Origin of the sequence: Leisingera sp. ANG-S5, from assembly GCF_000813925.1 — a bacterium.
Classification (GTDB): Bacteria; Pseudomonadota; Alphaproteobacteria; order Rhodobacterales; family Rhodobacteraceae; genus Leisingera.
On the sequence record NZ_JWLH01000007.1, the window covers coordinates 54,857 to 79,179 of the forward strand.

At 60.5% G+C, this 24,323-nt stretch carries 22 protein-coding genes and 1 pseudogene; 10 read left to right on the forward strand and 13 right to left on the reverse strand.

What is annotated here, in order from left to right; all coding sequences use genetic code 11:
* Complete coding sequence (gene argE, locus RA25_RS12235) at positions 1 to 1,140, forward strand: acetylornithine deacetylase (protein ID WP_039172639.1); 1,140 nt, start codon at positions 1 to 3, stop codon at positions 1,138 to 1,140.
* Positions 1,141 to 1,182: 42 nt separating this feature from the next.
* Here the strand turns inward: argE and RA25_RS12240 are convergent, their stop codons facing one another.
* Positions 1,183 to 2,583 (reverse strand): aspartate ammonia-lyase, encoded by a 1,401-nt coding sequence (locus RA25_RS12240; protein ID WP_019294917.1) that lies wholly within the window; start codon positions 2,581 to 2,583, stop codon positions 1,183 to 1,185.
* Between the two features lie 222 nt (positions 2,584 to 2,805).
* Between RA25_RS12240 and RA25_RS12245 the strand changes: the two genes are divergently transcribed.
* From RA25_RS12245 to RA25_RS23280, 6 genes and pseudogenes are all read left to right on the forward strand, one after another.
* Positions 2,806 to 3,936 carry an ABC transporter ATP-binding protein gene (locus RA25_RS12245; protein WP_052254236.1) on the forward strand — a complete coding sequence of 377 codons (1,131 nt, stop codon included), beginning with the start codon at positions 2,806 to 2,808 and terminating at the stop codon, positions 3,934 to 3,936.
* On the forward strand, positions 3,936 to 4,865 hold the full coding sequence (locus tag RA25_RS12250; RefSeq protein ID WP_039172647.1) for an ABC transporter permease: 930 nt from the start codon (positions 3,936 to 3,938) through the stop codon (positions 4,863 to 4,865). The genes RA25_RS12245 and RA25_RS12250 overlap by 1 nt, the downstream gene beginning before the upstream one ends.
* Before the next feature lie 3 nt (positions 4,866 to 4,868).
* Positions 4,869 to 5,678, forward strand: coding sequence for an ABC transporter permease (locus RA25_RS12255; RefSeq protein ID WP_039150993.1), 810 nt, complete (start codon positions 4,869 to 4,871; stop codon positions 5,676 to 5,678).
* A 20-nt stretch (positions 5,679 to 5,698) separates the two neighbouring features.
* Positions 5,699 to 6,736, forward strand: coding sequence for an extracellular solute-binding protein (locus RA25_RS12260; RefSeq protein ID WP_039172650.1), 1,038 nt, complete (start codon positions 5,699 to 5,701; stop codon positions 6,734 to 6,736).
* A 798-nt stretch (positions 6,737 to 7,534) separates the two neighbouring features.
* Positions 7,535 to 7,960: pseudogene (locus RA25_RS23275) on the forward strand (class I SAM-dependent methyltransferase).
* Entirely contained in the window at positions 7,954 to 8,130 is a 177-nt protein-coding gene (locus tag RA25_RS23280; RefSeq protein ID WP_241477404.1) for a hypothetical protein, read from the forward strand. Before RA25_RS23275 ends, RA25_RS23280 begins: the two are co-directional and overlap by 7 nt.
* A 1,020-nt stretch (positions 8,131 to 9,150) precedes the next feature.
* Here RA25_RS23280 and RA25_RS12270 read toward each other — a convergent pair.
* The 3 genes from RA25_RS12270 to RA25_RS12280 are packed head-to-tail and all read right to left on the reverse strand — an operon-like array spanning position 9,151 to position 12,666.
* Complete coding sequence (locus tag RA25_RS12270) at positions 9,151 to 11,328, reverse strand: xanthine dehydrogenase family protein molybdopterin-binding subunit (RefSeq protein WP_039172654.1); 2,178 nt, start codon at positions 11,326 to 11,328, stop codon at positions 9,151 to 9,153.
* Between the two features lies 1 nt (position 11,329).
* Positions 11,330 to 11,791 carry a (2Fe-2S)-binding protein gene (locus tag RA25_RS12275; RefSeq protein WP_039172658.1) on the reverse strand — a complete coding sequence of 154 codons (462 nt, stop codon included), beginning with the start codon at positions 11,789 to 11,791 and terminating at the stop codon, positions 11,330 to 11,332.
* 35 nt (positions 11,792 to 11,826) lie between these two features.
* Positions 11,827 to 12,666, reverse strand: a complete 840-nt coding sequence (locus RA25_RS12280) for an SDR family NAD(P)-dependent oxidoreductase (protein ID WP_039172660.1) — start codon at positions 12,664 to 12,666, stop codon at positions 11,827 to 11,829.
* 201 nt (positions 12,667 to 12,867) lie between these two features.
* On the opposite strand from RA25_RS12280, the gene RA25_RS12285 reads away from it, so the two are divergent.
* On the forward strand, positions 12,868 to 13,761 hold the full coding sequence (locus tag RA25_RS12285) for an AraC family transcriptional regulator (protein WP_039172663.1): 894 nt from the start codon (positions 12,868 to 12,870) through the stop codon (positions 13,759 to 13,761).
* Between the two features lie 215 nt (positions 13,762 to 13,976).
* Here the strand turns inward: RA25_RS12285 and prfH are convergent, their stop codons facing one another.
* The 4 genes from prfH to RA25_RS12305 all read right to left on the reverse strand — a co-directional run bounded on the left by prfH (position 13,977) and on the right by RA25_RS12305 (position 18,986).
* Entirely contained in the window at positions 13,977 to 14,612 is a 636-nt protein-coding gene (gene prfH, locus RA25_RS12290) for a peptide chain release factor H (protein ID WP_039172667.1), read from the reverse strand.
* Positions 14,609 to 15,739, reverse strand: a complete 1,131-nt coding sequence (locus RA25_RS12295) for an RNA ligase RtcB family protein (RefSeq protein WP_039172670.1) — start codon at positions 15,737 to 15,739, stop codon at positions 14,609 to 14,611. The genes prfH and RA25_RS12295 overlap by 4 nt, the downstream gene beginning before the upstream one ends.
* Before the next feature lie 597 nt (positions 15,740 to 16,336).
* Entirely contained in the window at positions 16,337 to 17,428 is a 1,092-nt protein-coding gene (locus RA25_RS12300) for an aminomethyltransferase family protein (RefSeq protein WP_039172673.1), read from the reverse strand.
* 16 nt (positions 17,429 to 17,444) lie between these two features.
* A complete protein-coding gene (locus tag RA25_RS12305) occupies positions 17,445 to 18,986 on the reverse strand; it encodes a trimethylamine methyltransferase family protein (RefSeq protein ID WP_039172676.1) in 1,542 nt (513 codons plus the stop codon).
* Between the two features lie 117 nt (positions 18,987 to 19,103).
* Between RA25_RS12305 and RA25_RS12310 the strand changes: the two genes are divergently transcribed.
* Entirely contained in the window at positions 19,104 to 19,973 is an 870-nt protein-coding gene (locus tag RA25_RS12310; protein ID WP_039172679.1) for a LysR substrate-binding domain-containing protein, read from the forward strand.
* Between the two features lie 223 nt (positions 19,974 to 20,196).
* On the opposite strand, the gene RA25_RS12315 is transcribed toward RA25_RS12310, so the two are convergent.
* The 3 genes from RA25_RS12315 to RA25_RS23105 form a co-directional block, all read right to left on the reverse strand.
* Positions 20,197 to 21,072, reverse strand: coding sequence for a hypothetical protein (locus RA25_RS12315; protein WP_152612196.1), 876 nt, complete (start codon positions 21,070 to 21,072; stop codon positions 20,197 to 20,199).
* 103 nt (positions 21,073 to 21,175) lie between these two features.
* The gene (locus tag RA25_RS12320; RefSeq protein WP_206539689.1) at positions 21,176 to 21,685 is read right to left on the reverse strand and encodes a hypothetical protein; all 510 of its coding nucleotides are present in this window, start codon (positions 21,683 to 21,685) and stop codon (positions 21,176 to 21,178) included.
* Positions 21,686 to 21,748: 63 nt separating this feature from the next.
* Entirely contained in the window at positions 21,749 to 22,030 is a 282-nt protein-coding gene (locus RA25_RS23105) for an alpha/beta hydrolase (RefSeq protein ID WP_039172689.1), read from the reverse strand.
* A 308-nt stretch (positions 22,031 to 22,338) separates the two neighbouring features.
* Between RA25_RS23105 and RA25_RS12330 the strand changes: the two genes are divergently transcribed.
* A complete protein-coding gene (locus RA25_RS12330) occupies positions 22,339 to 23,274 on the forward strand; it encodes a LysR family transcriptional regulator (RefSeq protein ID WP_039172692.1) in 936 nt (311 codons plus the stop codon).
* A 68-nt stretch (positions 23,275 to 23,342) separates the two neighbouring features.
* Here the strand turns inward: RA25_RS12330 and RA25_RS22150 are convergent, their stop codons facing one another.
* Entirely contained in the window at positions 23,343 to 23,570 is a 228-nt protein-coding gene (locus RA25_RS22150; protein WP_152612199.1) for a hypothetical protein, read from the reverse strand.
* Positions 23,571 to 23,930: 360 nt separating this feature from the next.
* The gene (locus RA25_RS12340) at positions 23,931 to 24,320 is read right to left on the reverse strand and encodes a carboxymuconolactone decarboxylase family protein (RefSeq protein WP_039172695.1); all 390 of its coding nucleotides are present in this window, start codon (positions 24,318 to 24,320) and stop codon (positions 23,931 to 23,933) included.
* Positions 24,321 to 24,323: the final 3 nt, after the last annotated feature.

Sequence of the window (24,323 nt, forward strand, 5' to 3'; positions counted from 1 at the left end):
ATGACAGCAACGCTGGACATACTGGAGCGGCTGACCGGGTTCGACACGGTCAGCCGCAACTCCAATCTGGAGCTGGCTGCCTATGTGGAGGGCTTCCTGGTTGAGCGCGGTTTCGCAGTGGTGCGGCTGCCGTCGCCGGATGGCTCCAAGACCGGGCTGTATGCCGAGAAAGGCCCCGCTGGGCAGGGGGTTCTGCTGTCTGCGCATACGGATGTGGTGCCGGTGGACGGGCAGAAGTGGACCCGCGATCCGTTCCGGCTGACCCGGGATGGAGGCCGGGTCTATGGCCGCGGCACAACCGACATGAAGGGCTATGTCGCCAGCGCACTGGCGCTGGCGGATCGTGCCGCAAAGGTGGATCTAAAGGAGCCGCTGAAAATCGCGCTGTCCTATGACGAGGAGGTCGGCTGCGTCGGCATTCAGGAGATGCTGGAGCGCCTGGCTCCGCTGATCGGCAAACCGCGGGCCTGTTTTGTGGGGGAACCGACGGAGATGAGAGTCGCCATCGGCCACAAGGGAAAAGCTGCCCTGCGCGCGGTGTGCCAAGGCCAAAGCGGCCATTCAGCGCTGGCCCCCAATTTCACCAACGCTTTGCACCTCGCGGGGGATTTCCTGGCGGAGCTGCGGGCATTGCAAGAAGATTTTGCCGCCGTTGGCGCGCGGGACGCAGCCTATGCAGTGCCCTATTCCACGGTGCATGTTGGTAAAATGAATGGCGGCACCGCGCTCAACATCGTGCCGGACCGGTCAGAGCTGACCTTTGAATACAGACATTTGGCGGCGGACAACGGGGAAGACATTCTGGCCCGCATTCAGGCCGCCGCCGAACGGGTCAGCAACCGCTACCCGGCTGAGGCCTGTATCGAGGTGGAGCAGTACAACGCTTACCCCGGCCTGGACGTGCCTGCAGATAGCCCAGTAGTCCCTTTTGCGCAGAAGCTTGCCCAGAGCGATGGCACCACCAAGGTCGCCTTTGGCACTGAGGCCGGGTTCTTTGACCAGTTGGGTGTGCCCACTGTGGTCTGCGGCCCGGGCTCGATGGAGGGGCAGGGTCACAAACCTGACGAATATCTGGAGCTGAGTCAGGTTGCCGCCTGCGACGCGATGATGGACCGGATCCTGAACGATCTGACAACTTGAGAAACACGGCACGGCGACAATCGCCTATCTGCAGGCCAGAGTTTATCGTTCCGGCTCATTTAGCATGGCAGCGGGTGAAAGGATTCCCTCAATGCTGGCGGCAGGCAAGCTGCCCTGCTCCTTCAGCACCGCACGGATGCTGCGGCCCGAGGCCAATGCCTCCTTGGCGATCCTGGCAGCGGCATCATAACCCAGATGCGGCGCCAGAGCGGTGGCCAGCACCAGGCTGTTGTCCAGAAGGGCGGCGCAGCGGCCCTCATTGGCGGTGATCCCCGAAACGCATTTCACAGTCAGCACGTCAACGGCATTTTTTAGGATACGGATGGATTCCAGCAGGTTATAGGCCACCACCGGCTCCATCGCATTGAGTTGCAGCTGCCCTGCTTCCGCGGCCATGGTGACGGTAAGATCATTGCCGATTACCTGGAAGCAAACCTGATTGACAACCTCAGGGATCACCGGGTTCACCTTGCCCGGCATGATCGACGACCCCGCTTGCACCGCGGGCAGATTGATCTCACCAAAACCGGCGCGGGGGCCGGAGGACAACAGCCGCAGGTCGTTGCAGATCTTCGAGAGCTTCACCGAGACCCGTTTCAGGATACCGGAATAGGCGACAAAGGCGCCAAGGTCAGAAGATGCCTCGATCAAGTTGCCTGCCTGCTTCAGTTCAAATCCGGAAAGATGCGAAAGGTATTGCAGCGCCAGCGGGGCATAGCCGGGTTCTGCGTTTACCCCGGTGCCGATGGCAGTGCCGCCAAGGTTCACTTCGGTCAGCAGTTGGCTGATGTCGCGCAGCCGGTCGATGTCCTCGCCAACGGTGGTGGCAAAGGAGGCGAATTCCATGCCCAATGACATCGGTACAGCGTCCTGCAACTGGGTGCGGCCGACCTTGGCGATGCAGCAAAAGGCCTCTGCTCGCTCGCCGAATGCCTGCTGCAGCCGGTGCAGCGCCTTGCACAGCGGTCCGGTGCTGGCCAGAACCGCCAGCCGGATCGCTGTCGGGTAGACGTCATTGGTGGACTGGCCATGGTTCACGTCGTCATTCGGATGCAAGTGCGCGTAGTCGCCGGGTAGGTGTCCCATCCTCAGCAGCGCCAGATTGGCAATAACCTCATTGGCGTTCATGTTGGTGGAGGTGCCGGCCCCGCCCTGGATCATGTCGACGCAGAAGTGCCGGTGATGGCGGCCGCGCGCAATCTCATTGCATGCGTCCACAATCACCTTTGCTTTGTCCGGCACCAAGCCGCCGGTTTCCGCGTTTGCACTGGCTGCCGCGGATTTTACCATCGCCAGCGCTCGCACCAGCGCCGGGAAATGCGACAGCGGCACCCCAGTGATTGGGAAGTTTTGCCGGGCCCGTTCTGTCTGGATGCCATGTAGGCAATCTGCGGGCAGCTTCATTTGGCCGATGGAGTCCCATTCCGTGCGCGTATTATGCATTGCCGTCTGTCCTGCCGCTGGAAGTATTTTCCAAGGCCATAGCCAGATCCGCAGGCGAGCCGAAGATGCAGTTTCCGTTGCAAGGCTTAGGGTCAGGCGAAGCAGGTGATCAACTCTCCAGTGTATGCTCTAAGGCATTGTTTTGGAGTGACTTTCAAAGATTAGGTAAAGGCTAACATTTGCTGAGGGAGTCAATTCTTAAAGCAACCCCCTGGCCTTCCTATGCTGGATCAAACGACACGCGGCAGAGGGGAGGCGCAAGTGCCCAGCAACAAGACAGATGCGATTGATGTGCGTAACGCGGTCAAACGCTATGGGGACTTCACTGCCCTCAAGCGGATTTCGCTGACCATCAAGGACAATGAATTTTTTACCCTGCTTGGCCCCTCCGGCTGCGGCAAGACTACGCTATTGCGGATGATCGCCGGCTTCGAGGATGTGACCGAGGGTGAGATCCTGCTTTATGGCGACGAAATCGAAAAGTTGCCGCCGCATCAGCGGCCGGTGAACACCGTGTTCCAGAACTATGCGCTGTTCCCGCATATGACGATCCTGGACAACGTGGCCTTTGGCCTGGAGATGCGCGGCAAATCCAAAGCCGACGCCCGCAAGCGCGCGGGTGAGATGCTGGAGCTGGTCCAGCTGTCGCAATTCGCTGCACGCAAACCGTCTCAGCTCTCAAGCGGCCAGCAGCAGCGTGTGGCGCTGGCGCGTGCGCTGGCGCCACAGCCAAAAGTCCTGCTGCTGGATGAGCCGCTGTCGGCGCTGGACCTGAAGCTCAGGAAGGCCATGCAGCTGGAGCTGAAGCACCTGCAGCGGGAAACCGGGATCACCTTCATCTTTGTGACCCACGATCAGGAGGAAGCGCTGACCATGTCCGACCGCATCGCGGTGATGTCGGCGGGCGAGATGCAGCAGCTGGGCACGCCGACCGAGATTTACGAACAGCCGCGCAACATGTTCGTGGCGGATTTCATCGGCGAAACCAACCTGTTGGAGGTTTCGGTGGATCAGGTGATGAACGGCCGCGCGACTTGCCACCTGGGCGGCGGCCACGCGCTGACCTGCAATTCGGTGGACGGCATCGGCGAAGGCGCCAAGGTGCATATGTCGGTGCGGCCCGAACGGCTGTTCATGTCCGATGCACCGGTGGAGGCCGAAAGCCTCAAGGGGCGGGTCGCCGAGAACATCTTTGTCGGCACTGATATCAGCACGCTGGTCGATCTGGCCGAGGGGCCGCAGTTTATCGTGCGGACTTCCAATTCCGACCGCGGCAACAAGCGGATCTTTGAGCCAGGCAGCGAGATTTTCGTCAACATGGAGCTGGGGGCCGGGCGCCTCCTGATGGACTGATGGCAGCAGGCGCAGCAAGCGGCGGTTCAGCCCGCGCAGACACTTACAAGGACGCCCGCGGCTGGCTGCTGCTGCCGTCCTGGGCGGTGCTCGGCATCTTTGTGCTGGGTCCTGTCTGCATGATGCTGATCTATTCCTTCCTGACCAAGGAATTCCGCGGCGGAGTAATCTGGGAGCCGTCCCTGGCCGCCTACGATCAGTTCTTCTTTGACCGCGGGCTGTTCGGGGATGAACAGCCAAGGATCGAGTGGACCTATATCTCTATTTTCTGGCGTTCAATCTGGCAGGCGGGAGCTGCAACGCTGCTCAGCCTGGTGATCGGCTTCCCGACCGCATATTTCATCGCCACGCGGCCGGAAAATGTGCGGCCCGTCTGGGTGTTCATGATCACCATCCCCTATTGGGTGAACCTGCTGATCCGCACCGTCAGCATGAAATTCCTGCTGCGCGATCAGGGCCCGCTGAATGACTTCCTGATCGGCACCGGGCTGATCGACAGCCCCATTCACATCGTCAACACCAACTTTGCGGTGCAACTGGGGCTGTTCTACTCCTACCTGCCGTTCATGGTGCTGCCGGTCTATGCCGCGGTGGAGCGATATAACTTCTCGCTCAGCGAAGCTGCTGCGGATCTTTATGCCAGCAAATGGACCACCCTGCGCCGCATCGTGTTGCCCGCGGTGAAACCCGGTGTGGTGGCGGGCTGCATCCTGGTGTTCGTGCCCTCAATGGGCTCCTTCCTGGCGCCAGATCTGCTGGGCGGAGCCAAGAACTTCATGATCGGCTCCCTCATCGAGGAGCAGTTCAAGGGCAACGCGGGCAACTGGCCGTTCGGCGCTGCCGCGTCGATGATTCTGCTGACCATGGTGCTGATCATCCTGATGTTCTCCGCCCGCCAGCAGGCCAAAACGGACAAGGCAGGGGGCTGAGCCATGGCGCATGTGAATGACAATATCAAAGCCTACAAGGGTTTCCGCTCCATCACTCTCATGTGTCTGGCGGTCCTTTATGCGCCGCTGGTGATCGTCACCATCTACAGCTTCAACGCCTCCCAATCGATCACCAACTGGGAGGGGATCTCCTTGCGCTGGTACGCCGATGTGTTCACCGGGCCGGAAAGCGAGAAGTTCAAGGTCGCGGCATTCAACAGCTTCACCATCGCCATCATCGCGGCGACGGCCAGCACAACAATTGCCACCCTGGCGGCAACCGCAATGGTCCGCGGCGGCAACTTCAAGCTGCGCACGGTGTCCTTCGGCCTGATCTCGCTGCCCCTGATGGTGCCGGAGATTGTAACGGCGGTTGCGACGCTGATCTTCTTCAACGCGATCGGCTTCACCCGCGGCTACATGACCATTCTGGTCGCCCATATCGCCTTCTGCATCCCCTTTGCCTACCTGCCGATCTCGGCCCGGATGCAGGGGATCGAGGACAGCTTTGAGCAGGCGGCGATGGACCTTTACGCGACCAAGCGTCAGGCCTTCACCAAGATCCTGATGCCGCTGATGGCGCCGGGCATCATCTCGGGCTTCCTCTTGGCCTTCATCGTCTCTCTCGACGACTTCATCATCACCAACTTCGTCAAGGGCGCAGGCGTTGAGACCCTGCCCACCGCGATCTTCGGGTCGGTCAAGCAGGGCATCAAACCCAACATCATGGCGATCTCGACCATGCTGCTGAGCGTCTCAATCGTAATGGTCACCATCAGCTACTTCGTCAGCAAATCCGACAATACAAAATGATCCAACCTGGAGGGAAACACATGAAAAACCTGCTGAAATCCAGCGCCGCAGCTCTTGCTCTGAGTGTTGCTGCCACTGCCGCCGCCGCCGAGGGCAAACTGGTCCTCTACCATTGGTTCGAATACATGCCGCAGGAGGTGCTCGACAAGTTCACCGCCGAGACCGGCATCGAGGTGACTATGGACACCTACGATTCCAATGAATCCATGCTGGCGACGCTGAAGGCGGGCGGTATGGGCACCTATGACCTGGCAGTACCGGGGGATTACATGGTCAGCATCATGGCGGGAGAGGGCCTATTGGACACCATTGCCGATGGCGAACTGGCTAACAAAGGCAACATCGCGCCGGAATGGGCCGACCCCAGCTTTGACCCGGGCCGCGCGTCCTCGATCCCCTACCAGTGGGGATCCACCTCCTTTGCGGTGAACCGCGACGCCTACAGCGGCGACATCCAGACCACCGATATTCTGTTCAATCCGCCGGCAGAGCTGTCGGGCAAGATCAACATGCTGGACAGCCAAGGCGAAGTGATGGCGATGGCCTCGCTGCATATGGGCATCCCGCAATGCTCCACTGACCGGGAGCAGCTGAAAGCGCTGAATGCGATGCTGCAGGACGCCAAGCAGCATTGGGCATCCTTCAACTCGGATACAGCCAAGGAAGTGCTGGTGTCAGGGGATGCGGCTGTCGGACAGATCTACGATGGTTTCGCCGCCAAGGCGCGGGAGGAAGGCGCCAATGTGGAATATGCTTATCCGACGCAGGGCTATGTTGCCTGGATGGACAATGTGGTGCTGCTGAAGGACGCGCCGAACCGGGAAAACGCGCTGAAGTTCATGGACTTTTTGCTGGAACCTGAAAACATCGCGGCTGTCACCAACTATGCCCAGTACAATGCCGGGGTGACTGGGGTAGCCGGCTTCCTGGATCCTGCACTGGCCGCGCAGCCGGAAAAGAACCCTCATGCGGATGCGGGCGATGGGGTGTTTATCGAGGTCTGCAATCAGGAGACCCAGGCGGTCTATGACCAGATTTGGACCAACCTTAAGAAGTAAGAACCTTACCTGATTTCCCCAATAGGCAAGCTGTCCCGGGCATCAATTGCCCGGGCTTTTTTGGTTGAAAACTCTGACTGGGGCCGCCAATGACAAATAAGTTCGGCAAAACTTGCTCAGCGCTGAAAAGGCGAGTGCAACAAGGAACGCAGATCAGGACCCCTAGCAGCCTTTGGCGCAGACGCAGCGAATACTCACTGTGCCCGGCTCCTTGTGAGTGGCTCGTTCCAGCCTCGCTGCGCGCTGCATCAATGGCGGGTTTCATCGCCGCGACACAGCGCCAGATTTCGAGCGCATGAAGCATTTCTTCCGCAGCAAGCGCGCGCAGCAAAAAATCACAATGACCGGGTTGGGCTCTGAGGGTGAGTTCGCTGCTGTCAGGGCAAATGGTCGGTCCAGGCTGCTTCGTCTATCGCTGCGCTGTCAGTGCGCCGCCAGATGAGCGAGGAATATGACATTTTCTGCATCCAGACCGGTATAGCCTGCATGGTTGAGAAGGACATCCACATTGTCGCCCGGTTGGCCGGTACCCCCTTGGCGGGATGCCGGGATGCCAATCACGCGAACTGACCACGCTGATTGCCAGCCTCGGCCTCGCCCTTTTGGACGAGGTTGTTAGGCGTGGAAACGTGCCTCGTCCTCCCCTTTGTCTGGAGGCAAACATGGCACAGAATATCTACGACAATCCCGATTTTTTTTGCTGGCTACAGCCAGCTTCCCCGGCAGGTTCACGGGCTGGAAGGTGCGCCGGAATGACCGGCAATTCGGGCGCTGTTGCCCCGACTGTCAGGCAAGCGCGTGGCGGACCTGGGCTACAGCTTCGGCTGGGCAGCACGGTGGTTCTTCGGTCAGGGGGCTGCTTCAGTTCTTGGGTTTGACCTGTCTCAGAACATGATCGAATGTGCGAGGGCTGACACTGAGGATTCCGCAATCGAATACCGGATTGTTGACTTGGAAACGCTTGAATTGCCCTAGGCGGCGTTTGATCTGGTCTACAGCGCTTTGACCTCCCACTACGTGCAAGATTTTGAACGGCTGATCCGCATGATCCATGCGGCGTTGGTGCCTGGCGGGGATCTGGTCTTCACCATCGAGCATCCGATCTTCATGGCAGCCGCCCGCCCCCAGTGGACGCAAGATGAAGACGGCCGAAAGACCTGCCGGTTAACGGCTATTCTCTTGAGGGCGAGCGCCGCACTGACTGGTTTGCCAAGGGCGTGCTGAAGCACCATCGGACCCTGGCGACAATGATCAACACGCTGATCAGCGCGGGGTTCGACCTGCGCCGGGTGGAAGAGTTTGCGTCCACACCTGAACAGACTGCGGAGTTGCCGGACCTGGCCGAAGAACTGGAGCGGCCTATGATGCTGCTGGTTTCGGCACGCAAAATCTGATCCTATCGCCGCCCAGTCTAATCGCTTGGGCGGCGGACTTTCCAATGATCGGGTTGGGCTCGAACCTGCCGTCCACTGCATGAATCAGTAACGTTAGCTGCCTGCGTAAACAGGACACAGGATGGCGCCTTGGCTGCGTTTGCAACCAAAAACGGCCCGGCTTGGATCAGAAATGCTTGGCAGGTGCAGGCAATTTTTTCTTAAAAACAGTCCGCATCGGGTCAGTTTTGTCTGACGTTTGACACTTAATTGTCGGGCGACACAAAGTTTTGGCATTAGCGACAGAACCTTGCCTTTTTCGTGTCTCCAACATCCCCGCTCGCGCCTCCTGTTCCGCCAGTGGCGAAGCCTTCCCTGATTTTCACTTCGGAAGACCTCGTGTCTTCCGGAGGGCAGGCGGACCAATCAAATGAAAATGCCGGGGCAGGGGGGAGCGGGCGCAACCCGTCGATGCCCTGCCGCGACCCCTGGAACATGCAATCCGCGCGTGCCGCGAGGACTTCTACTGTTTCTTTCTGAAGGCCGCAGTTGCCCAGCTGCCAATCAGCCCAGCCTTGTCCCGCAAAAAGGATCGTCACCCTCCGGGACGGAAACTGGGTAGTGCAAACGACTTGTGTCCGCGGTGAAAAGTGGCTCGGAACGAGACGCTTTCCGCCGCTCCCGGCCGCAGGGAGATTGAGCTATCCAATATCCGTCCAGATGCCGATGCAGTCGGTATCCGGATAGAGCCCGGTCACGAGCTGAAAAGTGCGGGATTTTCTGACCCAAGAATGGGCTCTGAAGACGAGCTCGGCAATGCGGACCTTATGCCTACACGGCAGGGCCTGCTAAACAACAGTCTGCAATGAGGCCTACAAAGCGTATTCAGCACCTGAAACAACGTTTGCGGTACTTTCCTAAACTGGACGTCGGGCAAGTAAATGGCGGTGCCAGACGAACTGTTTGCACGCATAAAGTTGAATGCCGCCCTGGGCCGAATTACCTGCACCGGGCTGAATACCGTCCGGTGCAGGCTGCGGTTCAGGCGAAGCTGACGCCATTCAGGTTCATTGGCAGCGCCGTCACCCGCGGGCCGTTGACTGCAATGGCATTGGCCAGCGCCGGCGCCGAGGGAGGCGTGCCGGGCTCACCGACCCCCGTGGGCATCTCTGCAGAGGGCACGATATGCACTTCGATGGCGCCGATGTCGCCGATCCGAAGCGGCTCATAGTCGGGGAAGTTGAACTGGTCCACTTCGCCCCCGGTCAGAGTGATCACGTTGCGCATCGCGTGGCCTAGGCCATAGCCGATACCGCCCTCCATCTGCGCTTTGATCACATCCGGGTTGACCGCGATGCCGCAATCCACCGCGCAGGTGACCTTCTCGATCTTCACGCCGTCATCGGCATTGCCGGAGATCTCTACCAGCTCGGCCACATAGCTGCCAAAGCTCTTGTGGACGGCGATGCCCTGGCTGCGGCCCTCCGGCGCGCTGCCCCAGCCGCCTTTGTCGGCGGCCAATATCAATACCCCCGCCAGCCGCTGCTGGTCGTCGCCGCCGCCCTCCAGCAGGGTGAGGCGGAAATCCACGGGATCGCGGCCTGCAGCGCGGGCGGCCTCGTCCATCATCACCTCCATCACATAGGCCGTGTGGGTGTGCCCGACCGAGCGCCACCACAGGACGGAAGTTGCCTTGGCCACGTCGGTGAGCCCGGTGAACTGCCCCGGGATCCTGTAGGGGGTGTCTGCCACGCCCTCGACCGAGCTGTGATCGACGCCGCCGTGCACCATCATGCTCTCAAACGCGGTGCCCTTGAGGATCGACTGCGCGGCGATGCGGTGGTCCCAGCCGGTGATATTGCCCGCCGCGTCCAGACCCACCCGCACACGGTGCGCCACCGCGGGGCGGTAATAGCCGCCGGTGATGTCATCCTCGCGCGACCAGACCAGTTTCACCGGGCGGGTGCGGTCAGTCAGGGCAAAGGCCAGCGCCGCCTCCACCTGGTAATCCGCCGTCGGCGTGGCGCGGCGGCCGAAGGAGCCGCCGGCAAACATCGTGTTGATGCGGACCTTCTCCATCGGCAGCTGGAAGATCTGCGCCAGCGCCATGTGCGGACCGGTGGGGAACTGGCAGCCGTCGTGCAGGGTGACGCCGCCGTCCGCGTCGGCCTCGATGGTGCAGGTGAGCGGTTCCATCGGCGCATGCGCCAGCAGCGGGAAGTAGAAAGTCTGCTCGACCACCTGTGCCGCCCCTTCGATCTGCTCTGTGGTGGCGGCGTGGTCGGCGCCGGTCACGTTATACTCCGGCTCCGCGTTTACCGCGGCCAGCAGCTCCTCGCGGATCTGGTCCGAGCTGCGGCTTTCGGCGTTTGAGAAATCCCAGTCCACCGTGATCGCATCGCGGGCCTGGAACGCGGCCCAAGTGTCCTCGGCATAGACCGCGACGCCCGCCTGGTTGGGCAGCACGGCGGCGCGGATGTAGCCTTTGACCGCCTTGGCGCCGGCATCGTCAAACCCGCTGGCCAGCCCGCCCATCCGCGGGGTGCGGATGATGACGGCAACCATCTGGTTCGGCAGATGCAGGTCCATCGCATACATTGCGGTGCCGTTGGTCTTGGGCAGGGAGTCCTTGCGTTTGACCGAGGCGTTGCCGATCAGGCGGAATTCGCTGGGGTCCTTCAGCCGCGGCTCTGCCGGGGCTTCCATCTGGGCGGCGGCAGCGACAAACTCTGCCAGCGGCGCCTCTTGGCCTGCGCCCTTGATGACGCCGTCCTCAAGAGTCAGCTCTGCGGCGTCTGCGCCCCATGTCTCAGCCGCGGCCTTGATGAGCATCTCGCGCGCGGCGGCCCCGGCCTGGCGGTACTGCATAAAGGAATTGGCCATCGCGGTGGAGCCGCCGGTGCCCTGCATCTGGCCGAACGCCAGGTTGGCATAGCGCGAGGGGTCGGAGGGCGCGAATTCGTACTGGATGTCCTCCATCGAAACACCCAGCTCCTCGGCGATCAGCGTGGTGAGGCCGGTGGCCGGGCCCTGCCCCTTCTCGAAGTGCTTGACGATGGCAGTGACGGTGCCGTCTGCATCGATCTTCACAAACGGGTTCAGCTGCGCCGGTGCGGCGCCCGCCGCCAAAGCGCCGTCTGGACGGACGCCGACATAAAGGACCGCAGCAGCGGCAGCAGCGGATTTCAGGAAGCCGCGGCGGGAGGTATTGAGGGTCATTTCAGGCCTCCATCATTTCAGATGCGCGCTGGATCGCGGCGCGGATGCGCTGGTAGGTGGCGCAGCGGCAGGCGTTGCTGTTCATGTAATCGTCGATCTCTTCCACCGTCGGCTTGGGGTTTTCGCTCAGCAGCCCCACAGCGGACATGATCTGGCCGGACTGGCAGTAGCCGCACTGCACCACGTCCAGCTCCATCCAGGCGTCCTGCACGGCTTTGGACACCTTGGAGTCCAGCCCTTCGATGGTGGTGATCTCGGCGCCTTCGGCGTCCTCGACATAGGTCTGGCAGGAGCGCACCGGCTGACCGTCCAGATGCACGGTGCAGGCGCCGCAGGCGGCGACGCCGCAGCCGAATTTGGTGCCGGTCAGCTTCAGTTCATCCCGGATCACCCACAACAGCGGGGTTCCGGGCTCGGCCTCGACTTGATGCGTCTGGCCGTTGAGTTTCAGTGATAGTGCCATGGCTATGGGGCCTCCCCTTGGCTGGAATTTCTGGTTCAGGATTTTTCGAAGTCTGCAAAGGCACCGGCATAGTCGGGATGCCAGCGCGACAAGGCCGGGCGGTTCTCCAGGATATCGCCCAGGGCCCAGGCAACTCGGCGCCGGTCGCGGGCCGGCGTCACGTCGTTGTCCGGGCAAAGAATGTAGAAATCGCCCGCTGCCATGCGGGTCAGCAGGTGATCCACGGTCTGCTCCGAGGTCCAGGCAGAGGCGGGTTTCTCCAAAATGTGGCGGGCGATCATGCCGGTATAAGTGAAGCCGGGGACAAACAGATGCGCGGTGATGGGAGCCCCGGACTGCCGCAGGTCATGGGTCAGCATCTCTGTCAGCACCTTCACGCCGGCCTTGGAGACATTGTAGCCCGGGTTGCCCGGCGGCGTCGTGATGCCCTGTTTCGAGCCGGTGTTGATGACAACCGCCGGGCGTGCGGCGGCGATCATCCGCGGCAAAAAGGTCTGCACGCCGTTCAGCACTCCGAACAGGTTCACCTCGATCATCGCGCGCCAGGCCTCGGGTTCTTCCCAGCTGCCGGAGGGGCGGCCGATGCCTGCGTTGTTCATCAGCACCGCCACCTCACCCGCGGCGAAGGCAGCATCCGCCAGGGCCTGAACGGCCCTTGCGTCGCTGACATCGGTGGGAACGGCCAGAACCTGCGCACCCGGCCGAACCTGGCTGCGCAGCTTCTCAGCCGCCTGATCCAGCGCCTCGCCCGGCAGATCGGCCAGAACCACGTCCAGCCCGGCCCGGGCAAAGCGTTCTGCGGCGGCAAAGCCAACCCCGCTGGCGCCGCCGGTCACAACCGCTAGGCCGCCTGCTGCAAGTGCGTCTTTATACATGGATGTGTCCTCCCAGAAATGCCGTGCTGCCGGTCAACTGCCGGGATTTGGCTATGCTGCTGGACCTAAACCTAGTGCCCGCCGGGCCGGTTCCTGTGCCCGATCCTCCGGATGATCTGCCTGATCCTCCGGGATGCCGGGATTTGCAGTTCTTCCCCTGCCCCTGCCCGCCTATAGTCTGATCAAAGAGGAGGAGCGCCGATGGTACCGCAGGACCTGATTTCCGATGTTGCGGCATTTGTCCGGGAGCAAGGCGCGCTGGACACCGGCTGCAAAACCGGCGTGGGCGGGCTTTTTGCCTTTTGCAGCGAGAAGCGCACTGAATTTCAGGCGATGATCTATGAGCCGGTGATGTGCCTGGTCCTGCAAGGCGCCAAGGAGGCGCACCTGGAGGACCGCACGGTCCGCTACGGCGCAGGCAAATCGCTGATCGTCAGCCATGCCTTGCCGGTGTCGGCCGGGGTGATCGATGCTTCGCAGTACAAACCCTATGTCTCGTTGGCGTTGCAGCTGGATCTGGCGATGGTGCGCAGCCTCTATGACGAGATCGGCACTTTGCCGGATGCACGGCGGACCTCTCATTCGATGAGCGTAGCGGACGGCGATGCCGCTTTGTTCGATGCCGTCGGGCGGCTGTTCCGGCTGGCGCAGGACCCGGTGGAGGTACAGGCGCTGGCGCCCCTGGTGCTGAAGGAGATCCATTTCCGCCTGCTGCGCGCCCAGCACGGCGGGATGCTGCGCCAATTGCTGCTGCACGAAAGTCCGGCAAGCCGGATCACCAAGGCGATTGCCCTGATCCGTGAACAGTACAAGTCCCCGCTGCCGGTGGCAGATCTGGCCGCGGAGGCAGGCATGAGCCAATCCACGTTTCACGAGCATTTCAAGGCGCTGACTTCCACCACGCCGCTGCAATACCAAAAGGAGCTGCGGCTGATGGAGGCGCGCCGCCTGCTGCTGGGTGGCGGCAAGTCGGTGGCTTCGGCGGCCTATGATGTCGGTTATGAAAGTCCGACTCAGTTCAGCCGTGAATATGTGCGGAAATTCGGGGTTCCACCGCGACACGAGAAATTGCCTTCCATACCGGCAGCCGACTAGAGCTCTCCGGGAATGCCTCATTGGCATACTGAAAATGACATCGGCTTCTTCCATGTCCGAGCCGCCGGGATTTTCAGACTAGAGTGTTTTCGGTCATCTTGAATGGCTGGTTTGGGGAGGCAGCTCTGCTGTGACAGTAACCCCTTTCAACGGCAGGTATGGGCCGATACAGTGCAATCAGCAGATGGAGGGGCGGCAAAACGCTGCCCCTCCTGTCATGTTACCTCTTTGAACTGCCTCCCTTCGAAGATCCGGCTCGGTTCACCACGTTGAAGCTGTCCGTGGAGCGCCCAGGTTTCGTCCTGGCGGGCAGCGTCGGCTTCTGCTTTTTCGGCAGCAGCTAGCGCGGCAAGCCGTTCCATCGCCAGACGGCGGTTCTGGTGTTGCGAGCGGGTGTCGCGCACGACGACGGCATAGACTTGTCCATCGGCGCTGGTCCAACGCGCCCTGATCGCGCTCGACGTCTTGTTCTGGTGCTGGCCGCCAGGGCCTCCCGCGCGAATGGCCTGCATTTCAACGGAGGCCGGTTCAATCCGCACTGCGTCAGTGGCCGCAGGCAGGCGGAAAATCTGCACAAACCAGTTCTTCCGTTTGTGCCTGGGGCGCAGCTCGCTCTGACACCGCCAAAGGACGGTACCTTCGACAGCACACGCCAATTCGGCAGCCCGAGCGCCGCTCAGGATCACCACCGCTGAGGCGGGGCCGTGCGTGGCGTCCCTTGTCGCGACATCGAGTTCGACACCGTATTGCGTGGCCTTTGCCCTCAGCCAGGACAACAGGTGGCCCACAGCCTGACGGCATTCACCCGGACCATTGCCGCTGGACAAGAGAAGGGCTTCCCTGCCGCTCATGCCGCACCTCCCGTCGTCTTGAAGGTGACAAGCGGCAGAAGACGCGCCACCGCGTTTGCGATCCCAAAGCCTGCCAGGTTCTGCAGTACCTGTTCCGGGTCTTTGTAGGCCTGGCCGGCTTCTTCCAGCAGAAGATCGCGGTCCCCGCAAATGACGCGCCCGCCGAAACGGGTGCGGGTCAGGGCTGCCAGATCCGAACGGGTCTTGCGGATCCGTCCATGCATGGAGGACCGGTCATACTTCCTGCCTGCCCCATGAGAGACGGAGCCAAGCGCCCCGGGTACGGCATCCGGCACCTCCAGGAGGTAGCTTGGCGCTTCGCGCGATCCCGCGAGCGGGACGAGGCCGCCCTCCGGGCAAGCCGCCCCTTTGCGGTGCAGCCAGCCATCTGAACGCGGCACGGCATGATTATGCACCGTGTCGCAGATCAGCCGGGCCTCACTGCCAAGCGCTTCAGACGCGGAAGAGGCAATCAGCGCCCGGTTCACGCGCGCCCAGCGGGTAGCCGCATCATGAAGGGCGAGATAGCGCGCCGCCGCATCGCTTCCCGCCGCGAAGCCCTGTTTCCAGCTGTCGTCCAGCCCCTGAAAAATCCCGGCGCCGCGCCCGCGCGAACCGGAATGCACCAGCAGGCACAGATCATCTTTTTGCAGGTCAGTACGGGTGTGATCCATGACTTCGCCGACCACCTGCACTTCGCAGAAATGGTTGCCGCCGCCGATGGTGCCGAGTGCCTCTGGACCGATCAGTCCCGTCAGGCCAGCTGCATCCAGTGCTGCAAGCGCCTGATGAAGATCAGCCCCGTCTTCCAGTACAGCCAGCCGCCGGGCGGCCTTGTCGAGTTTGAGCCGGCGCCGAGGCAGATCGAGGCGAAACAAAGCCATACCGCAGCCGATATCCGGCCCGACAAGCTGGGGCCAGATCCGGTCGGCCAGAAAAGCTGCACCAACGGGGCCGAAGCGGCCTGGATGCAGATCCGGAAATCCGGCGACGGCCGTCATGCCCGGCCAGCCAGCCACCTGTTCAAGTTGCTCTTCTGCACGCCCGTCGATCCAGGCCGCACGATTGTAGAATTTGGAGATACGGGCGCACGCGGCGCTCCGTTCCCCGGAAATGGGATTGCCCATCGTTCATCTTTCCATAGCAATAGAAGCGGCCCGAGAGGGTCGCGGATGGATCGGCACTATGTTGGGAAACCCCGAATTGGGGATCAGAACCGCGTCAGATCCTGCGGAAGGGAAATGTTGATGGTTACGGTCATGGCTTACCCTCCTGTCTGTTGCGGATGAAAAGTTGGGAATGGATAAGCCGCAGATGCCGCTCCCGGAAGTCCTTGATCTCAAAATCTGGGACGGTGATGCAATCACGCGACAGGGAGGCTTACCCAAGATGTGACGGCAGATGGCTGTTTGCCTCTTACCCGGTGCCTGCAAGCCGACAATGAAACGTGGTTGATGCTGCACCATGCTTTAATGGCCGTTTTGGTGAAGCTGCGCTGCGGCGGTGAGAGATAATGCGAAATGAGGCTATGGGCTGACTGAGCCAGTAAGGTGCTAGCCGCACCAATCGTCCACTGAAAGACCCTGGCTGATCGTTTCGTCCCTTTAAGGTGGATAGGGAAGCTCCTGTAACCGCTTTTGGTGAGCCAAAGTGCTGAAAGGCGGGCGTGAGTGTCAATTGGACCAATGTCTCTCACGCCCGCCCGCGGTATTTATTTCGCCAGGTTATTGATGCGTCCGTGTCTTTTGCGGGTCGTAGACCGGGCTGACAACCACTGTTGCGGCGGTTTGAAGAGTCTCGCCTTTAAGCCACAGAACCGTTCCAGCGGCGATCCCAGGACGGACATGTGCCAGCGCCAGCGATTTGCCCATCCGGTGAGAAAAGCAGGGGCTGTTGATCACACCGATCTCATCACCATCCAGCAGCAAGGTCTCTCCGCCCTCCACTATGTCAGAATGGTCAATGTCGACGCAGACATTGGAAATCTTCTCGCGGCCCTTCGACGCCATCACCGCCTCTTTGCCGCGGAAATCGCTCTTCGTGGTGCTGACTGTGAAACCCAGGCCGACTTCCCAAGGAGTGTGGGCCTCGGTCATGTCATAGCCGTAGAACAGAAGCCCTGCTTCAATCCGTACCTTGTCGAGCGCGGTGAAAGAGCAAGGCATGACACCCGCTTCTGCCAGCTTGTCCCAGATACCGGTGATCACCGCGGCGCTGGCAAAGATCTCATAGCCGCGTTCGCCCGAATATCCGGTGCGCGAGATCCGGCAGGGGCGACCAAACAGGACGGCAGGCGCGTGTTCAAAATAGCCCAGCCCGGCAAGATCGATGTCGCAATGGGTGTTCAGGATATCCAGCGAGGCCGGACCCTGGACCGAGATATCATGCAGGTCGTCGGTGAACTCCAGCCAGACGTCACGGCCCTCTGCCGAGGCTTCCAGCAGCGCCATAGTGTCGCCCGAGCCATGCACGATCATCCATTCATCGCCGCCGTTGTTTGAGACAATGGCGTCGTCGGCAATACCGCCCGCTTCGGTCAAAACGCAGAGGTAGGCCGATTTGCCCGGCGCCAGTTTGGACAGGTCGCGGGTGGTCAGGTGATCCAGCACCGCCTGCGCATCCTTGCCGCGGACAAAGACCTTCTTCAGCGGCGACATGTCGAACATGCCGGCGCGCTCCCGCACCGCGTCGTGTTCGTCATTCGGGTCGGTGCTGTAGGTCCAGGCCGTGCCCATGTCGTTCCAGTCCTCCAGCCCCGATCCGAGGGCAATGTGGCGGGAAGCAAGCGCCGAGGTGCGGCTCAATTCTTCGGTCATGTTTCAGTGTCCTTTCTCAATACCATTCGTCGGGCATGGCGGCTTTGCGCCCCGCCACGAAGTCGTTCAGGGCTGTGCGGATGGCTGCTGGCATTTCCGGCGGCTGATACTCCGTCAGCATCTGCCGCCAGCGGGCGGCAGCGCGCTGGTCAGCTGTCTGGTGGCCGTTCTCGCTCCATTTTTCGAAGGGGCCGCCTTCGGGCACCTGCGGTTCAAAATTGGCGGTGGTGTAGTGGCGCAGGGTGTGGCTGGTAGACAGGAAGTTCTCGCCCGGACCCGCCTCGGCGTAGGCATCACGACCGAAGGCCTCGCCGTCCGTGCCGAACCCCTGCAGCATCTTCAACATCGCGCCGCAATGGTCGAGGTCCATCACGAATTTCTCGTAGGACATCACCAGACCGCCCTCGAGCCAGCCCGCCGCGTGCCAGACCTGATGGCCGCCGGATAGAAGGGTGGCCCACATCGCCCCGGCGCTGTCCTGCATCGCCTGACCGTCGGCGGCGTTGGAGGCAGTGACCTGACCGCCGCCGGAACGAACCGGCACCCCCAGCCTGCGGCCCAGCTGGCTCAGCGCCATGGTAGTCAGGTTCGCCTCCGGTGAGCCAAAGGTCAGCGCCCCGGTGCGCAGGTTCATAGAGGAGTGGAAGCTGCCGAAGACGACCGGGCAGCCGGGGCGCACCAGCTGGCTGAGGGCAATGCCCGCCATCGCCTCGGCCAGTGTCTGGGCGGCAACCGCCGCCGGTGAGAGCGGCCCCATGGCGCCAGCAAAGATGGCGGGCGAGATGCAGACGCATTGGTTGGCCGCCGCATAGATACGCAGGGAGGCGGACATCACCCCGTCATAGATCAGCGGCGAATTAACGTTGATATTGGCCTGCATCACCGCGTTTCGGTCCAGGAACTCCGAACCGAAGGCCAGCCGGGCCATTTCTATACTGTCCTGTGCGCCCTGCGCGGATGTCACACCGCCCATGAAGGGTTTGTCCGACAGGATGAGATGGGCCAGCATCATGTCCAGATGCCGTTTGTTTACCGGCACATCAGTCGGTTCAACCACGGTGCCGCCGGTATGGTGCAGAGCGGGCGACATATGCGAAAGCTTTACGAAGTTTTCGAAATCCTCCAGCGAGGCATAGCGGCGGCCTTGCTTCAGGTCGGTGACAAAGGGCGAGCCGTAGCCGGGCATCAGCACCAGGTTGTCCCCGCCCAAGGTCACCGTGCGGGCGGGATCACTGCCATGCAGCTCGAATTCGGCGGGAGCGGTTTTGCATAGCTGGCGCACATGGCCCGGTTCGAAGCGGACCCGGACACCGTCAACGCGCGCTCCGGCAGCGGCAAACAGCGCAAGTGCCGTGTCATCGCCGCGGAATTCGACGCCGATATGCTCCAGGATCCAGTCCGCCTGGGCTTCGATGCGCAGGAGTGCAGTCTCGTCCAGCAAATCATATGCAGGGATCTGGCGGCGCCTATACGCCGGTGCCGCCTGGGCCGCATTGTGCCGGGTCAGCCGCCCCCGGCGCGACTTGCCGCGCTGGGTGATATGGGTATCGGCGTTCATATTTCCCAACGCTGCGACTCCTGAGAAATGTTCCGTAGTCCATATTTTCGGAATCTGACCAGCCAACAATCGATATTATTTGCCCTGGGCGTTCAGGGATTTTATACGCTTTTTGTTATGCCCGTAGAATTCCGCCATCACGACAGCCTGCGCCTGTTTGCTGAGATCGCCCGTTACCGCAGCTTTTCCGATGCAGCCGAAGCGCTGAACATGACCAAGGGCGCGGTCAGCTATCAGGTGAAAACGCTGGAGGCGGATCTGGGGTTTGCGCTGTTTCAGCGCAATGCCCGCGGGGTCGAGATAACGCCGGACGGGCTCAAGCTGCTGGCTGCCTGCCAAAGCCACTATGAAGAGATCGAGGCGGGTATTCTGGCCCTCAAAGGGGTCTCTGCCAAAACCCTGACGGTGGGTGTCTCCACCTATTTCGCCGCCCGCTGGCTGTCGCCGCGGCTGATGTCCTTCATGCAGGCGCATCCGGATATCCAGCTCCGGCTGCAACCGATGATCCGGCTTTTCGATCTGGAAGCCCAAGGTGTTGATATCGCAATCCGTTGGGGAAACGGGCAATGGGAGGATGGCGACGTTACGCCGTTCCTGCCGTGCCCGGCTTTTCCCGCAGGCAACGTTGCAGCACTAGAAACAGTGAAGCGGCTCGGCTGGGAACAAGCGGTTTCAACCTTTACGCTGTTGCGTGATCATGATGACAGCGATGCCTGGACAGACTGGCTGAATGCCGCAGGCTTGCCGCACCGGACGCGGCGGGACACACTGATCATCCCTGACCCCAATGTGCGGGTCCAGGCGGTTGTTGATGGTCAGGGGGTCGCCCTGATGGACACGCTGATCGAGCAGGAACTGGAAGAGGAGAAGCTGTTCCGCCTGTCACCACATGTGCTACAGGACTACGGCTACTTTCTGGTGCGTCCGCGCAAAGCTGCTTCCCAAGACTGCGCCGCAACGTTTTCAAGATGGTTGCAAACCCAATAGATTGGCAAATCTTGCTGAATTTCTTCTTTGAACTTTTGTGCGAACAGGCTTGTTCCCCATCGCGCGAGTGCGGGCCATGCACGGTTTCGCGGTTGCCGCGAGTGATCGCAAAGGCAGGGCGCGCTGAAGCAATTTGAATGCCGCACATACAGCCGCTTTGGGCCGACCGTTGCTTCCTAGAAACGAAGGCACAGTGCCATAGAAGCCAGCAAACCAGGGTGTTCTACTCCGTTTTTTGCAAAGTTTGAGAAGAAAGTTTTTTGTAGAAAGCGTCATAGAAGTAAGTCAGCCAAATTGACGTTCCATCGAAGAAAATATCGGAAACTCCTTGTGAGTGGGAGCCGGTAGAGAGCGACAGAACGGTTCCCTCAGGAGAAATGCTTAGCAGTCGTGCCTCCGGAAACTTCTCATGCCCCCGGTAGCCGCCGACTACAATATTGCCATTGATGAGACCTACGGACTCCAGATTGCCAAAGCCGTCTGCAATCAAATCAGCCGTATTGGAGCCTTGTGATTGCGCGACCAAATACAGGGCGCTGTCCCATGCATCGTCGCTGCCCCAGGAAACTGCGTAAATTCCCTTATCCGCGATAGCAAAGCGGGCCAGCCCGTTGATGCGCAGATCCCCAAGGTAGGGTTGAATCGCACCGGTTTGAACTTCTGCGGAAACAAACACTCCCCACCCGAAATCGCTCACGATCAGGGTGTTGTCGTCGAGCGCTTCCACGTCGTAGAAAAAGACACCTTCGTCATCGAGGGACTGCCGCCAGTTGACCAAGCCATCCGGTGCGGTGGAGATGACCTGATTGCCGTCTACGATGAAAATCTGGTTTCCGGCCTGAACGAGACCGGTCGGATTGCGCAGACCTTGCCCGTCCGATAGCTCGATTTCCTCTGCTGTGCCGCCGGGCACAATCCTGTAAAATCCGCCATTTGCGGCGTCTGAGCCGAACTCCTCGCCGGGTCCGCCCGGGCCAATTGAAACTGCATAAAGATTCGAGCCCATTGGCAGAAGGGCTTCGGTGAAGGGCGGCAGGCTCTGTCCGGCGGCAGCAGGACCGGCCAAGAGGAAAGCGGTCGAGAGAGAGGAAAGTTTCATCGCAAACGATAATCCTGTGTGATTGCATTAGGTGTTGCAGCCAGTACTCATGGCACTGACCGTTTCAAAAATGGCGCTAGGGCCGGCGATACCGGCCAGAGCCTCAAACGGAGGTCAGAAAATGCGGCGCCATTGCATTGACGGCAGTGTCAATGATCAGCGGGTCTTCATAGAATTGAAGCTGGTTGGCTCCATCGATCCAATGCAGCATCTTCTGATCAGATGCGATCCTGTCGAAGATCCGGCGCGGTATTTCCGGCCCGCTGGCAGCTTTGTCGCCATGGATCATCAATACGGGCAAGTCTAATTGGGGAGCCGTTTCGTCGATCTCCCAGCCCCATATTCCCGCCTCGCTCATCGTGGTGATGCGGTTTTCCCAGCCACCCCGGAACGTTAGCCAGGGGGCCCTATTGTCCCACGGCAGATACCAGTCTGCTATGGCTTTGGCAGTAAGAATGGCATCCTCAGAGCCGACAATCGGTATGTAGCTGGCCTCCCCTGTTTTTGCGAACTTGGCGGCCGCCTTTGCAGCCCGGACTTTACGCGCTTCAACAGCAGCATCACCGCCAAGATACATTCTGGCAGTTTCCGCGGTCAGGTAATGGCCAGCCACGATGCCAAGAGACGCCACACGGCTGTCTTTGGCTGCGGTTTCGATTGCCCAGTTTACGCCCTGTCAGATCCCCAAAAGGTGCAGCCTGTTTGCGTCTATTCCGTTCTTAAAGGTGAGAAAGTCCAGCGCGGCCTGGCAGTCTTCGATCTTTGCGTCACCAGATTCGTAGCGCCTGGGAGCACCTGGGCTTTCGCCATGATAGCACGGATCGAAAATCAGAACGGCCAGTCCGCGGGATGCAAAGCGGGTTGCGTAATGCAGCGGTGATTGTTCCTTGACGAAGGCAACGGGTCCAATAATGGCGACCGCCGGATGAGGACCTCCCGAAGCTGGCATCAGCAACATGCCGGAAAGGGTTTCCCCGGAGCTCGGAAAGGAAACTGTTTGGGCCTCGTAGGTACCGGGCGCTGCTGAATCTCCAGCGCCAGAAGGCGCAGAAGTACCTGCCCAGGCTGTCGAGGCCCCGGTTAAGGAGGATGCAATCGCAATTGAGTTGAATGTGCGCCGAGTAAGCATTGCGGCAGTCCTTTCGTATCCTGATTGGTGGCCGCTGCGTCTGAAGATCAGGTCCAGGAAGTTTGATCTGATACGCCAAAGCCGGTTTCGCCTTTCAGGTATCGGGCTATTGACATAATCAGAATGTCAAAAATAGCATGATCAGCATGCATAAAATGGATTCAGATCTGGCGGCCCTGGATATGCGGGCCCTGCGGTTCCTGCAGCTTCTGCTGCGGACCGGCAGCGTGACGCGCACGGCCCTGCACTTGGGGATCAGCCAGCCCGCCGCCAGCCGGATCCTCGCCCGTGTGCGGGACCTGATTGGGGATCCGGTGCTGATCCGAACGCAAACCGGTTATCAGCTGACAGATCATGCTGTGGGCCTGAATGGTCTTGTCGAAGCTGCGATTTCGGCAGTTGCTGATGTTTTCAGACCGTTCGTCTTCGACCCGGCACAGTCCAGTGACTGCTATCGCATCGCCTCGACGGATTACGGCGTGGCTGCTGTTCTGGGACCTCTGATGGAAGTCTTTTCCGTCACTGCGCCAAAGGTGAGGTTCGATGTCACGCCGCTGGTGCCGCAAAGCTTCACCGACCTAGAAAGAGGCGCAATTGATCTGCTGCTGTATGCAGACTTGGACACCAAGGAAGATCTGCTTATCCAGAAGCTGTATGATGAGACTTACGCAGTCCTCTTCCGGCAAGGCCACCCGCTTCAAGAAAGCGCACAGTCGAAACCAGCTCTCACTCCGCAGGATGTTTCGCCCTACCGGTTAATCGAGTTCAATTTCCCGGACATAACCGATTTGAAACCGGATACGATCATGCGGACAAACGGCGATCACTCGATTTCTGTGTTCCAGCAGCCCTATTTCACGACACTGCCTTTCCTTGTCGGACAGGGAGATGCGGTTGCAGCAGTGCCTAAAAGGCTGGCAGAGCAAGTCCAAAAACTGACACCGCTTTGTTCGGCGCCATTCCAGCCGCAATGCAGCTTTGCCTATCACCTGGTGCGCCACGAGCGCAGCCGTCACAACCCGGCAGTCAACTGGTTGCGAGATGAGGTTTTGAAGCTCGCACAGTCCATGTAGCCGTGTGTGTGAGCTTTTTGGTGCGACGAGATGTGCAGCCATTCGTGGAAACTGCCCGGCCAAAGGAATTAGGAACCGATCATGATCGTCTCCGCCATCAAGCGCAGGATCGATTTGCGCGTCCCTTCGGTTATCTCGAAACGAAGTGGCCGCTTGTTCTTGCTCTGAATGATTGACACGCGCTCCTTGAGCTGACCAGAGGCATAGATGTCGACAACCTTCAGAGTGACGAGATTGCAGTCACGCAGCTGGCTGTCGATAGTCAGGTTGAAAAGCGCTAGGTCGCGCTGGTTCATTGCGATTTCCAGACGCACCCGGATGGCCAAGACATGTTTGGGAATGAGAGGGCGCTTCCGGCCACGACGCGGCCCTCGTGCCAGGCTGGCAGGCGCGAATAGCAGGCATGTTGGCGATGGTCATGATGTTTCCCCCATCCGCCTCAGCGCCACCCCAACGTTGGCGGTCCAGATTCCCACGCCGCTTTGTGGTTGAAAAGAAGGCGTTGTGTGAGCCCATAGCGGCTGATGCCGTGGAACGGACAAATGTCTTAGTCGCATAATAAAGCGGTCATTCGGCCATCGTTCCGGGAGTGTGCTGAATGGGCTGTCTTCATCTGATCGGGGTGCCCTCGTGCATTCGCGGGCTTGCTCAGATTATTATGGACGCTGGCCTTCCTCCAGAACCCGCCGCGCCACGCGGAAACACTCCAGCGCTTGCGGAACGCCGCAATAGATGCCGATCACGTGGATGATCGCTCTGATTTCATCTTGAGTGACGCCATTGTTCAGCGCTCCGCGGCAGTGGATTTCCCATTCGTGCATCTTGCCCAGGGCGCCGATCATCGACAGGTTCATCATTGAGCGCGTCTTGGCGTCGATCACATCATCGCCCCAGCCAAAACCCCAGCACCAGGCCGTCATCGCTTCCTGAAAGGGGCGGGTGAAGTCATCGGCGGCGGCGAGGTTTTTTTCGACATACCCGGCCCCAAGCGTAGCCTTGCGCTGCGCGAGTCCCTTCAGGAACAGATCTTCGTCAAATGTGCTCATTTC